General features: G+C 29.0%; 24 protein-coding genes and 1 pseudogene. 1 reads left to right on the top strand and 24 read right to left on the bottom strand.

Annotated features, from left to right (window positions below):
• The 20 genes and pseudogenes from I4V51_RS19010 to I4V51_RS18915 all read right to left on the bottom strand — a co-directional run.
• Positions 1-2,240: pseudogene (locus I4V51_RS19010) on the bottom strand (hypothetical protein); the annotation flags it as partial.
• A gap of 37 nt (positions 2,241-2,277) precedes the next feature.
• Complete coding sequence (locus I4V51_RS19005) at positions 2,278-2,571, bottom strand: hypothetical protein (protein ID WP_195990009.1); 294 nt, start codon at positions 2,569-2,571, stop codon at positions 2,278-2,280.
• Positions 2,572-2,606: 35 nt separating this feature from the next.
• Complete coding sequence (locus I4V51_RS19000; RefSeq protein WP_195990008.1) at positions 2,607-2,909, bottom strand: hypothetical protein; 303 nt, start codon at positions 2,907-2,909, stop codon at positions 2,607-2,609.
• Positions 2,910-3,071: 162 nt separating this feature from the next.
• Positions 3,072-3,494, bottom strand: a complete 423-nt coding sequence (locus tag I4V51_RS18995) for a phage tail tube protein (RefSeq protein WP_195990007.1) — start codon at positions 3,492-3,494, stop codon at positions 3,072-3,074.
• Between the two features lie 2 nt (positions 3,495-3,496).
• Positions 3,497-3,880, bottom strand: a complete 384-nt coding sequence (locus tag I4V51_RS18990; protein WP_195990006.1) for a hypothetical protein — start codon at positions 3,878-3,880, stop codon at positions 3,497-3,499.
• Positions 3,877-4,326 (bottom strand): HK97-gp10 family putative phage morphogenesis protein, encoded by a 450-nt coding sequence (locus tag I4V51_RS18985; protein ID WP_195990005.1) that lies wholly within the window; start codon positions 4,324-4,326, stop codon positions 3,877-3,879. Before I4V51_RS18985 ends, I4V51_RS18990 begins: the two co-directional genes overlap by 4 nt.
• On the bottom strand, positions 4,326-4,658 hold the full coding sequence (locus I4V51_RS18980) for a phage head closure protein (protein ID WP_207746021.1): 333 nt from the start codon (positions 4,656-4,658) through the stop codon (positions 4,326-4,328). Before I4V51_RS18980 ends, I4V51_RS18985 begins: the two co-directional genes overlap by 1 nt.
• An 8-nt stretch (positions 4,659-4,666) precedes the next feature.
• Positions 4,667-4,951, bottom strand: coding sequence for a head-tail connector protein (locus tag I4V51_RS18975; protein ID WP_195990004.1), 285 nt, complete (start codon positions 4,949-4,951; stop codon positions 4,667-4,669).
• A complete protein-coding gene (locus tag I4V51_RS18970; protein WP_195990003.1) occupies positions 4,941-5,102 on the bottom strand; it encodes a hypothetical protein in 162 nt (53 codons plus the stop codon). The genes I4V51_RS18975 and I4V51_RS18970 overlap by 11 nt, the downstream gene beginning before the upstream one ends.
• 13 nt (positions 5,103-5,115) lie before the next feature.
• Entirely contained in the window at positions 5,116-6,282 is a 1,167-nt protein-coding gene (locus tag I4V51_RS18965; protein WP_195990002.1) for a phage major capsid protein, read from the bottom strand.
• A gap of 36 nt (positions 6,283-6,318) precedes the next feature.
• Entirely contained in the window at positions 6,319-6,927 is a 609-nt protein-coding gene (locus I4V51_RS18960) for an HK97 family phage prohead protease (RefSeq protein WP_195990001.1), read from the bottom strand.
• Positions 6,908-8,152 carry a phage portal protein gene (locus I4V51_RS18955; RefSeq protein ID WP_195990000.1) on the bottom strand — a complete coding sequence of 415 codons (1,245 nt, stop codon included), beginning with the start codon at positions 8,150-8,152 and terminating at the stop codon, positions 6,908-6,910. Before I4V51_RS18955 ends, I4V51_RS18960 begins: the two co-directional genes overlap by 20 nt.
• Positions 8,153-8,180: 28 nt before the next feature.
• Positions 8,181-8,396, bottom strand: coding sequence for a hypothetical protein (locus I4V51_RS18950; protein WP_195989999.1), 216 nt, complete (start codon positions 8,394-8,396; stop codon positions 8,181-8,183).
• A gap of 20 nt (positions 8,397-8,416) precedes the next feature.
• The gene (locus tag I4V51_RS18945) at positions 8,417-10,108 is read right to left on the bottom strand and encodes a terminase TerL endonuclease subunit (protein ID WP_195989998.1); all 1,692 of its coding nucleotides are present in this window, start codon (positions 10,106-10,108) and stop codon (positions 8,417-8,419) included.
• Positions 10,098-10,670 carry a hypothetical protein gene (locus I4V51_RS18940; RefSeq protein ID WP_195989997.1) on the bottom strand — a complete coding sequence of 191 codons (573 nt, stop codon included), beginning with the start codon at positions 10,668-10,670 and terminating at the stop codon, positions 10,098-10,100. Before I4V51_RS18940 ends, I4V51_RS18945 begins: the two co-directional genes overlap by 11 nt.
• 123 nt (positions 10,671-10,793) lie before the next feature.
• Positions 10,794-11,189: an HNH endonuclease gene (locus tag I4V51_RS18935; protein ID WP_195989996.1), complete on the bottom strand. Its 396-nt coding sequence runs from the start codon at positions 11,187-11,189 to the stop codon at positions 10,794-10,796.
• Positions 11,190-11,307: 118 nt separating this feature from the next.
• A complete protein-coding gene (locus I4V51_RS18930; RefSeq protein ID WP_195989995.1) occupies positions 11,308-11,607 on the bottom strand; it encodes a spore coat protein in 300 nt (99 codons plus the stop codon).
• Positions 11,608-11,612: 5 nt separating this feature from the next.
• Positions 11,613-11,828, bottom strand: coding sequence for a hypothetical protein (locus I4V51_RS18925; protein WP_195989994.1), 216 nt, complete (start codon positions 11,826-11,828; stop codon positions 11,613-11,615).
• 275 nt (positions 11,829-12,103) lie between these two features.
• Positions 12,104-12,517 carry a hypothetical protein gene (locus I4V51_RS18920; RefSeq protein ID WP_195989993.1) on the bottom strand — a complete coding sequence of 138 codons (414 nt, stop codon included), beginning with the start codon at positions 12,515-12,517 and terminating at the stop codon, positions 12,104-12,106.
• Between the two features lie 66 nt (positions 12,518-12,583).
• On the bottom strand, positions 12,584-12,733 hold the full coding sequence (locus tag I4V51_RS18915; RefSeq protein WP_195989992.1) for a hypothetical protein: 150 nt from the start codon (positions 12,731-12,733) through the stop codon (positions 12,584-12,586).
• A 448-nt stretch (positions 12,734-13,181) separates the two neighbouring features.
• On the opposite strand from I4V51_RS18915, the gene I4V51_RS18910 reads away from it, so the two are divergent.
• Positions 13,182-13,511: a hypothetical protein gene (locus I4V51_RS18910; protein ID WP_195989991.1), complete on the top strand. Its 330-nt coding sequence runs from the start codon at positions 13,182-13,184 to the stop codon at positions 13,509-13,511.
• A 70-nt stretch (positions 13,512-13,581) separates the two neighbouring features.
• Here I4V51_RS18910 and I4V51_RS18905 read toward each other — a convergent pair whose 3' ends face one another.
• From I4V51_RS18905 to I4V51_RS18890, 4 genes are all read right to left on the bottom strand, one after another.
• A complete protein-coding gene (locus tag I4V51_RS18905) occupies positions 13,582-13,851 on the bottom strand; it encodes a hypothetical protein (RefSeq protein ID WP_195989990.1) in 270 nt (89 codons plus the stop codon).
• 163 nt (positions 13,852-14,014) lie between these two features.
• Positions 14,015-14,386 (bottom strand): YopX family protein, encoded by a 372-nt coding sequence (locus I4V51_RS18900; protein WP_195989989.1) that lies wholly within the window; start codon positions 14,384-14,386, stop codon positions 14,015-14,017.
• Positions 14,387-14,397: 11 nt separating this feature from the next.
• On the bottom strand, positions 14,398-14,577 hold the full coding sequence (locus I4V51_RS18895; RefSeq protein ID WP_195989988.1) for a hypothetical protein: 180 nt from the start codon (positions 14,575-14,577) through the stop codon (positions 14,398-14,400).
• 14 nt (positions 14,578-14,591) lie between these two features.
• Positions 14,592-15,482 (bottom strand): DUF3102 domain-containing protein, encoded by an 891-nt coding sequence (locus I4V51_RS18890; protein ID WP_195989987.1) that lies wholly within the window; start codon positions 15,480-15,482, stop codon positions 14,592-14,594.
• Between the last annotated feature and the right edge of the window lie 51 nt (positions 15,483-15,533).

The raw sequence follows: 15,533 nt of genomic DNA, 5'->3' as shown, positions 1-15,533 counted from the left end.
GCAACTTTACCTATAATAGAACCATCAATTTGTAATATTAAATCTCCACTAATTGAATTATCGTTACTACTTCCTGCACTTCTTGGCATTCTATCTGCCAATTTTGAAGCTAAGTCGCTTATCCAACCTGTATTGTTCTCTAAAGGCATTACAGCTTCTTTTCCTGCTTCTCCTACCATTGCTATTGTTGGACTATCTATAATTCCCCCTTTGGCCAACTTAGGAATTTTACCTATTGTTGGCATGCTAACCCCAGGAACTTTATTTATTGTTTTTATCATAGTATTTATTCCGGAAATAGCTGTATTAACCATGTCTATTATTAGATTTAAAGGCCATTTAACAACTCCTACTATTCCATTGAATATTCCGGAAAATATATTTACTACCCCTTGCCAAGCTCTACTCCAATTTCCAGTAAATACTCCAAGAATAAAATCTATTAATCCATTAAATACTTGTAATAGCGATTTTATTAAATCTGAAATAAAAGCAATAGCAGTTCCTACACTATCAACTATATAGTTAAATACAGTAACAAAAATTGGACCTAATGTCTTTACTAAAAAATCAACAATAGGAGATATAAATTTGTTCCATATTTCAAGAACTCCATTTGTTAATTTCATAATAAATTCTCCAAGTTCTTCTACTAATCCCTTAAGATGATTATTCCATAACCAGGTAAGCATTTTTAATGCATTTTCTATTATAGGCTTGATTACATTTTCCCAGGCATTTAATATAAAACTTTGTATAGTTCCAAAGAAATCTTTTATATTTTTTATTAATGTTTTCCCGTACTTATCCCAAAGATTAGTTAATATTGTTCCTATGTCTGTTGTAACAGTGCTTATAAATTCCTTTATGTTATTCCACACTTCTATTACAGAATCCCTAAACTGCTCATTAGTTCTCCATAAATAAACTATATTACCCACTAATAACCCTATCACTGCTGAAATTGCTACTATTGGCCAACTTATGCCACCTATTGCAGCACCTAAAGCTGAAAAAGCTCCTTGAATACCAGCTAATATTGATGACCAGTTTGAAATTACAAAATAAGTAGTAAAAGCAGCTGCTATTCCTGATAGTGCTGATATTATTATATCTTTATTTTTTATAATAAAATCTTTCAAAGTTCCAAAGCACTTTTTTATTTTATCTGCAAAAGCTTGTATCTTTTCACTAACTTCTGTTACTGAAGATAAAAAACCTTCTTCTCCTAAATCTAATCCCGCTGTATCCATACCACCCCCAGCTCCTCCTCCAGAGCCACCAGAAGAACCAGGTTGATTTAATGTGTTTATTTCATCAAATCCAGCTAATGATTTAATAGCTTTTTTTGCACTATTTGCACTATCTGCAGTATCATCTAAACTAGCCCCTAATCCACTAACAGCGTTTGTTTGACTAGCTATAGATTTTGTTTGCTGTTGTGCTACTTTAGGCTTTCCAAATAGAGCAGTTGTGAATTGAGCAATTATTGATATAGCTTTACTTAATGCATTAATAAAAGTAGTTAATGGTGGTAATATAGCATTATATATTGGTAAAAACGCTTGTCCTAATGTAAGTTGAACATTTTTTAAACTTGCAATAAATTGATTATGCCTTGTTTGAGTCGTATCAGCTAATGTAGTTCCATATCTTGCATATGTTTGTTCTAATATAGCTGCAAGTCTTATTTGTTGTTGTGTTTGGAAATTCAATTGTTGCCACGTCTTTCCGTTGGCTAACTCTTTAAATGCTTCTGTGCTCTCTAACATAGAAACTTGTGTATAAACTCCTAAATCTTCAATAGCTTCAGTAGAACCAAGCATACCAGATCTAATTCTTTCTGCTGTATCTTCAAATGTTCTACCTGTTTTACTAGCTATTATAGATGTAGCTTTCATTAATTCCTGTGTACTATCAGATATCTTTTTAGTGTTATTTTCAAAGCTTGATATTAAGTTACTATAAGTTGAACCATACTTATATCCCTCTTTGATACTCATTCCATATGCTTGTGATTGACTTTTTACCCAATCCCCAAAAACTTTTGCACTACCTTGCATAGTTCGATTTATGTTTTCTATTGAGGTTTCAACACTCATAGCATCTTTAACACTATCTTTAATAACTTCGCCTATCTTTACAGCTGCTAAAACAGTCGCAACTTTCCCCATTATGCTACTTACATTTCTCTGAAAGTTTGATAGACTCCTTTGAGCTTTATTAAGTCCACTCTGCATATTGCTAAAGTCTGCTCCACCTCTAATAAGCAAATTCTTAACTGCCAGTTATCTCACCTCCTAAAATATTATTTAAGAGTTTTATTTGATTTAACATTTCTTCATCTGTCATTTCTTTTTTCTTATTTTTCTTTAAAACATCATCAAGCTTAGGCTTATTCTTACCCAAGAATTGAATAGTCCATGCAGCATTAATATAAGCTAGAGTTAACTTTTCTTCGGCTTCCTCTTCTCTTTTCTTTACATACGCATTAACCACTAAGCTAAATTCATATGGTGTTAGCTCCCAAAACTCTAAAGGAGACAAACAACAAAGGGTAGCGATTTTCAAACTTTCCTTTATAGAAAATTCTTCATCGTTACCCTCTACTCGTTTTTTTCTTCATTTACTTCATTACCACCAAAAGCTATATTAAAGGCTTCTCCCATAGCTTCTAATACCTCGTTGAAATTACCTTTTTCATCTATTAAATCCATAACTTTATCTGGTGTTAACTTTTTATCTTCATGAGTTAACCCTGCACATATAACTGTTGCTGTTTCTTCCATAGTTAATCCGTCCAAATCAACCTTAGCTATAGGCTTCTTAAACTTCTTTTCTATATATGATATAGCTTTCATTCCATATCTAAAATTCCTTGTTTTGTCTAATTCTATTGGTACATACATATTTATTCCTCCTTAAACTTCACCTGATCTAGATAAGTTATTTCTATAGTATTTATTTCACCAGCTTTTTCTTCAAGAACATATCCAGTAACATTTTTTGCTCTATTCCATCAATTAAGATTTTCTTAGCTATTCCCTTTTCTCTAATAATCTCTATAATATCTATTCTCCTTTCACTGTTAGAGTTGGTTTTCCCGATACTTTAATTGTTGACCCAAAGCTAATTAAATCATCTAAACTTGCTCCCGTAGAAAATCCAGTAACAATTCCTTTAAATGTCCATTTAGCACCTATACTCTCTGGAAATTCTATAGCAAAGTTTTGTTCTGCTCCAGACTCGAATGCATCATACATCTTTTTTTGTCCATCTGTTGAAGTTATTTCTAAATATCCACTTAAACTAACTTCTCCTGCATCTTTAAATCCACCTATAAATTGTCTATATCCTCCATCACTATCTAGTGTAGTAGTATCTAAGGTATCTGCGCTTAACTCAATACCGCCTATTTCTGTTAATCCACCAACCTTTACAGCTGATGATGTTTCTCCTATTTTTAAAACTGTTCCTAAACTTCTTGTTGCCATCTTTACTCCTCCTCATAATAAACTGTAAAAGGTATTATACCCCTGTGTAACTTTAATTGTTCCTCATAATCTTCTGTTATATCTGAAAGATCTATATCTTGAATATATAAATTTTCTTCTCCTATAGTTCTCAACGGAAACTTAGTAATTATAACTTCAATCTTTTTAGATATATCTTTCATTTGTGAGTAAGAACTACATAAAACATTTAATATTAAGTAGCACTCCTTATTTTCTGTTACTCCATCCAAATTTTTTAAATGTTTCTTTCTTGTTATGTAGACCAAATAAGGTGCTTTTTGACCTTCTGGAGCATTCATAGGAAATATTTTATTTTCTATCTCACTAACTTTATTTAATTCATCTCTTAAAGCTTTCTCTATCATTTTCCACCTAATGCCTTATCTATATTTTTACTCATTTCATTTACTATTTTCTTTGTTATAGCTCCGCTGTTATCTTCCATAGCTCTTTTCATAAAATGAAATCCTGGTATATATCTTCCATTCCTTGCAAAGAACCCATACTCTTGCGAAGCTGGATAATAGCCTGTAACTTTCCCCTCTTTATTTTTCTTTTGAAATATATCATTTTTACTTCTATCAAAAACTACCTGGTAAACTTTTTTGCCTTTAGTCCTAGATTTTTCACCTATTAATTTCATTCCACCTTTTAATTCTCCAGTATCTTCTGGGGCATTTTTCTTAGCACTTTTAAGAGCTATATTCATACCTTTTTTAGCTGCTGGAGTTACACATTTTTGAGGAACTTGTCCTAATTTCTTAATGGACTTTTGCAGTTCCTTCATGCCTTCTATCTTGAAATTAGCCATTATATCAACTCCTTACATAAAAGTTGTAGTTCTATATTTCTTTCTTGAAAGTTAATTACAGATTCAATAGAGAATATCCTATTATTAAACTTTATTCTCATATTAGGCATTATTCCTTCAATGTACCTTATTTTAACCTTATGAGTTATCTCACTATTTACTGTTTCTGCTGCAAAAAACTCTTTCCCACTAATGGGATATATTCCAGCTCTAACATTTAATATATCCTCCCATAATTCAGAAATTTCCCCATATTCATTTTGAGAATTATTAAGTTTTTGAATTGTTATTCTATGCCTTAATTCTCCTGGATTAATTCTATATCTACTCATAAAATCACCTACAATAAATTAACTGAATACATATCTAATATATTTGTAATTACAGTATTAGCTTTATTATCTTGAACCGAAAATACTCTATTGTCATACATTTCATTACAAAGGACCATTAAAGCTATTGTTAAATCTTCCTTATTATCAATTTGCTCCTCATTTAATCCTGTATAATTTTTTATATAACTCTTTGCAGCTAATAATATATTGCTAAATATATTATCGTCATAATCATGCTCAACATTTGCATACTCTTTTAAATCAGTAATAGTTACTTCACTAATCTTCATTAGCTTTCACCTTCTTCTTAGTTGCCTTTACCTCTTCTACATATCCTACTTTAAGAAGATCTTTTAGTATAACTTTATCATTACACTCCTTTTCCTCCCCTTTGTACATAGAAAAAGCACCAGCAAAACTTACTAATGCTTTTATCTTCATATAATCACCTCAATTAAGATCCCATTACTAAAGCAGATATTTTTTGCTCATTTTCTATCTTAGAGTCTAATTCAACCCATCCAACTACTCCAATAGCATGTTGAGTTGCATATTTTTCTCTTAAAACTTCAACGTTTATATCTTCACTTAACTTAACAGCTAGTCCAGACATATCACCATAATAAATAGACGTTTTTTCAGAAGAAATGGCATCCATATTTTCTGATGTATAAACATCTTTTCCTAATAAAGTGTACCCCCACTTCGCAGATACATCTTTATTTAATAAATAATTTCCATCATTATCTTTTAATTTTCTTATAGCAGATCTAGTAGTTTTGTTCATTATCCATATTGCTCCTGCTTGATAAGCATCTGGAACCATTTCTTGTACATCTATTAACTCATCAGATGTTAAGGCTGTAGCACTTGCTGCAGTTATCTTTTGCTTAACTGTACTTAAACCAGTTATCTTACTTGATGTCCCTTTTAATAACTCTTTCTCAATAAATCTAGCAATACTTTCAGCCATAGCTATAATAACAAAAGATACTAAGTCAAAATTAGAATTATTTAATAATGATTTAGATACCTTTGTTAATGCTCCTGCTAAGTACCCTTTTAACTCTATATTTTTAAACTTACCAGAACTTGATTCTAAATCTGTAAATTCTGTTGCATATGCTGTTGTAATTGCTGATGAAGATTCATCATAGTATGGAATAGTTAAGTCTCCTTTTACATTGTATCTAGTAGCTAATTGATATATTGGAGATATATCATAAACCTTCTTTATAATTTTATTAGCTATTGTTTTTGGAATAACTGCCCCATTATCACCTGCAGCTAAATTAGTAGTTCTTGTTTCAACAACTCCTCTTATGTAATTTGCAAATGCTCTTTCCTCTAATTCTAACCCCTCTTCTGAAGCACTCTTCTTAGCTGGAATATTATTAAAAGCTCTTTGTTCTTCTATAACTTCAAGTGTTTTATCTATTTTTGATATTTCCTTTTTAATTTCATCATATCTAGTTTCTTCTTCATCCGTTAATGTTCTTGTTTCAGCTTTTGCAGCTTCCACTATATTTGTCATTTCAAGCACTAGCTCTGTTCTCTTTTCTTCTAATGCCTTTTCATTAGTTGGTAATGTTCTATATTCTGCAATTTTTCTTTTTATCATAATTATTTCTCCTTTTTTAATCAAAATAAAAAAGCCTTATTTAAAAGACTTTTTAAAACTTTCTATTTCATTGTCGTATTTACTATAATCAATATTTGTTCTTTTCTCTTTGCTTTTAGATTCATCTATTGTTATAGCTTTAAAATCAGTTACTCTATTTTCCGTTAAGACTTCTTTATCATCTCTCATTTCAATAGATGTAGCTGAATATGCTGGATTTCTTGTATCATCAACTATAGTTACTTCAAATAAATCTAATTCCTCTACAGTTCTTTTCTCATAACCATTTTCTAATGGTTCCCAGCTATCTTTTTCTGCATAGAACCCAAAGCTCCATCCTCTTAATTGTTTGTTTTTAGCTTTTTCAATTACATCTGTATCAGTTACAGTACATATCGCCCTTAAGCCTATATTATCTTCAAATAATTCAAGATTTCCCTCAGAAGTAGAACCAAGCTTTCTGTTTTTATCATGATTTAATAATAAATCAACATTAGCTCTTCTTTCTAAGCTCCTTTGGAATGCTCCAGGCTTAATTTTTTCTACAAACCTACCTTTCACTGAAGGAATAGGCTTACTTTCTCTATCAACAGCATTTACGTAACCATCAAGGATTACGCTGTCATTACGAATCTCTATTCTCATTATTATCACCCCCCTTCATATCTGATGTTTTATCAGTATTTGGTGTATACACTTTTCCTGTTTTAGTATTATAAAGAACATCACTCAAACTTAATAAAATAGTATCTTCAAATAATTCAAGTGGTGGTAAATCTTCCTTGTATCTTGCTTCATTTACTCCCATAACCTTATTTTTAATTCCTATTTCATAAGCCTTGAATCTCTTCTCTATATCACCTTTTAACAATTCATTTGCATCATATCCAAAATAAAAAGACTTCTTCTCTTTTTCTAGAAGTAAGTCTCTATTAATACTTGATATTAAACTATTAAGTATAGGTAATATTGCCATTTTGAACATTTTATCAAAATCGCCTTCATTTGCTTTACCATCACCACTTATTATACTAGGTGGAATATTGAATATTTTACAAATCTCTGAACCATTAGTAATTTTATTTTCATTAAGTTGTAGCTCTGTTGGAGTAGCTTGGCTTTCTTTAAAGTTTAATCCTTTATTAAGTACAATACAGTTTTCAGTATTATTTGAATACATATTTCTCCATTGCTCTTTTAAATTAAGCATAGCTTCAATCCCTAGTTTGCCCTCGGATTCAATAAATCCTTTTTTATTTCCTCCAGTTTTGCTTAATATATTCTCATACTTAAGAGAATTATATATAACAGAAAGCAATATAATATTCTCTTCTATTATTCCATATCCATCAGAACCATTATCTGTATGCCTTAATAATTTAACAAAATTATAAGGCTTATATATATGTCCATTTACTAATACATCATAATTTTTAAATATTGGATCTACATTTTTATTTATGCTTACATCACTTTCTTTAACATAATGTAAACTTTCAATCTTTCCCCTTTCTTTATTTATATAGATATATCCATTTCCCATTAGCAAATAATCTATAACTAGAGCCTTTTTCATTTCAAATGAAGTAAGTGTATCTCCGGTTTCTTCATTCAAAAGTTTAAGCCTTATATCATCTTTTATTTCTGTTACCTCTTCATTTTCTTCCTTATAAAGTTTAATAGGAATACTTGCAACTAATGATGATATTAACTCAACACAGCCTGCTAAAGTAGGAATATTCAAAGCTTCTATTCTCGTTATACTATCTTCAATCAATCCTGCAGCTAACAATAAATCCTTTAATCCAGTTTCATCTTGCTCCAAGATTGACCGTTCTTCTTTTTTTCTTTTCCAAAACTTTAAATTCATATTACACCACCTTTCTTGAAGCAAATAGTTACATTACAGAATATATTTTAGACTCAAAATAGCTATCGAGAATTAATACTTTTTTACCTAATACCTCACTTAAACGTTCTTGCACTAATCTCATAGTTTCTTCTCTTAATTTTGCGTTAGCAAATAATATAACCGCTTTACAATCTTTATTTATAACTTGTATTTCTTTAACTTCTACTTCAGTATTATCATCATTTTTTAAAACTAATTTCATATTTACACCCTCTCATTTTTCTATATAACCTGGATAGTAAAATCACTTCCACTTAACTGTTCTTGTTGTAATAGATAAATAGCATTTATTAAAGCTACAACCATATCAACCTTTCCAGTTGATTTTTTCTTATTCACATATTTATTTAAATTTGTATCTTCCGTACATCTAGCATTTTGAAAATTAATCTCTAACATTAAATTTTCATCATAGCTAAAGTTTTTACTTAATATACATTCTTTTAATAACTTAGTTGGCATATGTAATACTGAACTATGTTGTTTAATCTCAACGCACTCATAACCTTCATTTTCTAACTTTTGAACTGTACTTAACGCATTATATCTGTCATATCCTATCTGTACTATTTCTACTCCATAAACTGATTCTAACTCAAGTATTTTCTTTTCAATAAAACTATAATCTATTACTTCATCACCACAACTAAAACATACGCCATCCTTAATTAGCCTTTTATAATCTACATTTTCTTTTTTACTCTTAATTTTTATTTTATCATTAGGCAGGAATCCCCATATCTTAGCATAAAGTTTATTTTCATATTGGGTTACCATTGCAACCGCAGTATTATCATCTGATTGTGATAAATCTACACCTAGATATACTTTTTTTCCTCTCCAAAACTTAATATTTTCTATTGTTTTGCACTCCCTAACTTTAGTAACTTCTATATATCCTTCTACTCCTAGGCCCTTATACTTTATATTGTTATGTTTACAAAGATAGTTTTCCCTTTTATTTTCATATAATATAGCCATCTCTCTCATTTCTTTTATAGCTTCAAATATATAATTATTATTTACTGCTACTGGATTGCTTTGATATATAACTAAATCTTCTGTTTGCCATAAATCCTCAATTAAAAACTTGCTATCCGGTTCATATAATAAAGAAAATCTTCTTTTATTATCTATTAATCCATCTAACACCTTTTTAGATATATCAATTTCATCTATCATGGCATTATTATCATTTGGATATTGGGTACTAATAATAATTCCAAGCTTATTAAATAAAGTTATTTGAGAAGATCTCATAGCTTCTATTGGATAACTATCCATAGCTCCTGCTTCATCTGCTAAGAAAGCATTTGCAAGTTTACCATCCATTTTATCTTCACTATAAGCCAATGGAATATACTCACTATCAGTTAATAAACATCTTATCTCACTTCTAAGAACTTTAAATACATCCTCTTCTGCTAACAAAGGACTAACTTTTATTATTTTTCTTATTGCTATTTTTAATTCAGAAGATAATTTTAGATCTGGTGCAACTGAAAAGAAACGTGAAAATGGTTTATCAGTTATTAATAAAAGTATAAAAATAACTGCACTATTAAAAGTCTTAAAGTTTTTACGACTTATTTCTAGTACAGCTGTTATATAATATCTTATATCTTTATTTTCACTATTTCTTAGTTTTGTACATAATGTTGCAACTATTAAGAACCATGCATAATCCTCTAATCCCTCATTCATAGGACACATTAAATCCGGATGAACCATTAGGCCTAATATTCTATTTATTTTATTTAATTCTTTTTCATCTACATAAGCTTCTTGGTCTACTCCATTAGCTTTATTTAACCAATCTTGTGCCTGTTTCTTAACATATATAGGTACTTTTTGATTAACATCTGGCACACACCACTTTGCATATTTATAAGCTTTACTTTCTTTAATTTCCATTTATCGCCCTTAACAATTTTTCCTTATTAGATTCAGTATCTACTTTCTTAGGTATACTTCTAAGGGCCGAAGCTATTGTCATTATATTTTCTTTTTCTATGTCAAGTAACATTTTACGCTTACTTTGTAGTTGCTTATCTATACTAATAATGGTGCTAGATAAAGAAGCCATATTCTCACTAAAACTTCTTAGCTCTATTGCTTTTTCTTTTCCCTCTAATTCATCAACTAATGAATAAAATGTTTCTTTTAATGTTTGAATTAGGTTATAAATCTCTTCTCTTTTCTTTTCAAAATCAGCACATTCAGCTTGTAATAAACAATACCTATTTATAACTGCTTCATAAATAGAATCGTTCTTTTCTATATTTTTAAGCAACTTGTTTATTCTTAAAAATTCCTTATGTGCTACTGGATTATTTTTAACTTCAGGTCGTTCTTTTATAGCTACACCAGTAGCTAAAGCTGCTTCTCCTTTTTCTCTTAATGCAAGTTCTTTCTTTGTCCTATGTGATTTTTTTTCATTTTTTAAAACTGTAAAAGGTTTTGGTGGTGTAGGCATAATAAACCTCCTTTCTTAAAAATTATCTTTTGAAAATCTGATGTGGGAATATTTTATGTTCCGAGGTGGACACGTGGTGTCCTAAGCCCCACTCTGAAATTATCAAAATACCCGGGGGTATATCTAACTATTTTTAGCCTCTTCTTGTGCTTGTACAATATATAATAACTCTTCTCTTGGTATAGTTCCTTGTTCTGCTAATTCATGATGATATTCACACACAGTTATCAAGTTGCTATCTTCTAATCTTAATTCATAATCCTCTTTAATTGGCACTATATGATGTACTTCTAAGTCATTATAGTTATACTTCTTTATTGTGTTGTATAACTTCCTTATACATATCTGACATAGAAATTTATCTCTTCTCTTTACCTCTTCTCGTTTCCTTTGCCATGCTTTTGTCCATCTAAACTTATCTGCTTCACTTGTCTTATACTTGTTGCTCTTAGGCTTCATTGGACATATGAAATCTTTTTTATGTATTCTTCCACAATACTTACAACTCTTTAATGACATTTATTTATCACTTCTCCTAGTAATTCTATTTAATTAAATTATTCTTTCTTAATACTTATTTTTTTAAATAAAACAAAAGGAACTCTATTATTAGAGCTCCTTTTATCGAATTATTTAACTATTTTTCATTTATTACATTTACTGAACCATTATAAGAACATGATAACTGTTTAATAGGAGTATCATATGGACTAATCCAACCTTTATTTAAACTTAATTCAGTAAGTGCAGTATGGCCTTCAACCATTTGTGTTAAAGATGCTGAATATAGAGCTCTTAACTCAGGTGTACTACTTGTTAATGCAGAGTTAAGATACAAATCTGCAGCTTCTTTTGCAGATGAAAGCATACTTAAAGCTATTTTTTTATCATCTATATCTGTATTACTTTTTATTAAATTTCCTATCATATTTCTCATAAGATCTATCCTTCCTTAACAACTGGTACTTTATTTTCAACTATAAATTGTTGAATTCCCTTAATTCTTCCCTCAGTTGCTAATATACTAGCTTCTGCCTGTCTTTTTAAATCTTCATCTGATATTAAAGAACTTATTGCTTTTTGCATAACTAATCCATCAGATTCCATTTTTAAAATTGCTGCTAAAGATAGATTTTCTACATCTGAAAGTGCTCTCATTTAATCACCACCTATAATATATTTTTCTTTTATATTATTTGATTTAACCTTTAAAATAACCGCGTTAAAATTTACCTAAATTATTTACATTTAACTTTTCCTCATAAATGCTTTTTCATTTAATTATAAAAAAGGCACCTAACTTTTTATATTAAGTGCCTTTCATATTTTATAGATGTTCATTTTAAATTATAAACTATAAAATTATAGAAAATATATAACAATTCTATAGTTTTTCTATAATTTTTCTATAATATCCTTTATTTAAAGTATTTCTACTTTAGATATTTATGCATCTTTTTTATAGCTTCGCACTCTATTTGCTTTATTCTACAATATGTCCTATTATACTTTATCTCTAATAAACTATATTTCTTTTGTTGTATTAAGGCTGTTTCTATTATATCTCTTTCCTCTTCTTGCAAAACTGTTAATGCATTATCTATTCTTGCTATCTCTCTTGTCTTAGTTGCTCGTCGCCTTAACAATAACTCCTTTTTATCTAAATGATTTTCTGCCTGTAGTTCTACATTAGAAGTAATTTTATATGTTTTCCCAGTTTTTTCTCCAATTGGTTGAGCTGTTATACCTAACATATCATCTTCTAATTCTTGTAATTTCAAATCTATATCCACTATATCTGCTTTTAACTCTTTATATCTTTTTATTCTATCTGCTATTTTCTTCATACTTTTACCTCTTCTATTAGTTGTGAATTACACATTCCATTTTTATTGCATCTTCTAACATCATCTTTATATCATTAAAGCTAATATCCTTTTTGCTTTTCTTTTTATATCTATCTCATCTATAAATATTGTAATCACCACATTAAATTTTTCATGTTCTAATTTATCATGCACATCTGAAATAACCTTAGTTAATACTTGTTTATCATTTATCATATAATCACTCTCTTTAATATATCGTCCTAAATCTTCTCTCACCTTTAGCCATATTGATTATGTAACTGTGTGTATATGGTTAAGATATATACATATCTCTTCAAGTATTTCTTTCACCACTTTTACTTTTTCTCTTTTTAAACCTTTTTTAAATTAATACCTTTATATAACTTATTTTCATCTTTTATATTATTTATTGATAAAAAAAGAGTTTGCTTTTATAGTTTTATTTAATATATTTTCATAATATTTTAACCTTTAACTAATATTATCATATACTGATAATAGGTATCTGGTATTAGTGGTATGGTAAGAATCCAACTCCTTATTATATTGATGTAGAAGTTATTTTATAACTTCTACATTTTATTTTTTAATGTTAACTCTAAAATAAACTTGAATATTATCATATTCATTACACATAATAATTTTAAAAGGAGATTATGTAATGAAAAAATTTATTACTATATTTTTAATTTTTACTGTATTAATATCTACTACATTTATATCAATACCTGCATTTTCTAAAAATACTTTTAAAGAAGGGATTTATAAATCAACCGATTTTAATTTTTCAGAAAATGAAACTTATTTTGTAGAAAATATTTCATCGGATTATCCAATTTTTCTAACTCTTTATGATGAAAATCAGCTTATAATTCAAAGTATCCGCTTACAACCTAATTCAAATAGATATGACTTAATTCCTCTTAAACCTTCCTATAGAATTTCAATAGTCGGAAACGGCGAGGTTTTTATTGATTCTAGGGCACAATAGATTGCCCTTTTTATTATTTTAGTATCATTTACCCTCTCATACTTAACTAATAGTATTTTAGAACTATTACTTAATAAATTTGATATCCATTATAATAAAAATATCCTATTCCTTTTCCTAAGGCTTGTCCTATAAGAATGCACTCCATAACTGTTGGTGCTATATTATCAGTAATTTCATTCATTCTCTCTATTGTTATAGTACATATTTGCTTAACATCTTTACTTGAATTTTTATCTATGATCTCAACTACATTACTATTCTTTAATCCTTTTTTATAAATTAATTCTCTTATTTTTTTACAAGTAAAATTATCCTTATCTCTTTTGCTATTTCTCATATCATTTAACTTACTTTACAGAGAAGGGTTTTACCCCTTCTCTTTGATTAAACTCACTAAATCTAGCTTCTTTGTAATCCCTGCTAAAATTTTAGTAGCTAATCCAAAGTTCCTTTCTTTTAATATTTTTTATTTATATAAATGCACTTAGCATAAATATCTATTAATTTTTTTCATATATATTTCCTATAATTCTATCTACTGCAGTTTCTGAAAATAATGGAACTGCCCTTTTCTGTTTATCATTTTGAATCCACCATTGGCACTCATCTAAAATAACTACTCCTGTTATCTCTTCATCTCCTAACTCTGCTCCTATTCTCTCTACTATAAAACCTTCATAAATATCTCTTCCGGTAATATCTTTCTTTCCAGAATATAAGATAGGTTTTAAGTGTCTATTATTAACTGTTCCTTCTGGTACTCCATGACTATTAAATGATTGTACTTCTCCATCTCCTGTTACACTATAACCAGTTCCACTTATAAGTCTCTTTTTATTCTTGTCATAAATCTTAAATTTTATTTTCGCCATAATATCCTCCCTTAATCCTCTTCTTGAATAACATCTAAAACTATAATCTCTGCTGCATTATCAGCTACCCACTTACCAAAACTATCGTAACTATTAAATTTCTTTGTAGTAAGCCCACCTCTTTTTATTTTCCAACCTTCCTCGTCTTCTTCTAAAACAATCTTCTCCATATAAACACATGTAATTTCCATATTCTCATTCCTTTCTATTCAGAAATTCTTGCTAACATTTTATTTAAAAACTTCTCTGTTGCTTTTCTATACTTTATATATTCAACTTCATCAATTTCTTTTACGCTTTCCAACTCTTCTAAAAGTTTTTGATAGCTTCTCCCTGCTTCTTCAAAATAAATCTTGAACTTTACAGAACTATTATTTTGTTTACTTTCTACCTCTTTTATTTTTCTCTCTGCCTCTTCTTTTTCTTCTATAAGCTTTTCCATCTTTTCTTGAAATTCTGCAGTTATTTCTTCCCAATCAACATTTATAGTTTCAACTGGTTTACTTGTCTTAGCCTCTTCTATCTCTCTTTCTAATTCCCTTACTTTTTCTTCTAATGATTTTCTTTCTTCAGCACCTTCATTAAAAGTTTCTTCTAAAATTCTATTACTTTCTTCTAATGCACTAAGTTTTTCTATAGCTTCATCTCTTTCTTTTAATGCATCATCCTTTTCTTTGTTTACTTTCTTCAAATCATCTATAGCCTTCTTTAACTCTCTTGTTGACATTTCATCTACTTTGTTTTCTTCAACAAACTTTTCTCTATCTTCTGAAGGTAATCCAAGTAATAAAATTGCTTGACTATAATTTAAATTTCCAAACGCTTGGCTTTTTAAATTATCATCTAATAGTGTTATTTGTGATGATCCATACTCCTCAAATATCTTCATTAAGTTATTAGCAGTAGACTTTTTATAATCTACTGATTCCTCTAACCACTTCCCCCATTCTCCACGAGGTACTAACTCCTTAGCTTCTACTAGTTTTCTTCCAATCTCAATACTGTTATAAAGAAGCACTTTTCTAGTTTGCTCTTTTATGCTATTAATCTCTGCTGCAATAACCTCTGGTGTTCTATTTATTACTAAATTACTCATTTCCTCTTCTCCTTTACGCTACCTTACTTTTCTTTTTCTTATTATTTAATT

The organism is Clostridium sp. D53t1_180928_C8, assembly GCF_015667795.1.
In the GTDB taxonomy this organism is placed as follows: Bacteria; Bacillota; Clostridia; order Clostridiales; family Clostridiaceae; genus Clostridium.
This window is presented reverse-complemented; position numbering and strand designations above follow the sequence as displayed.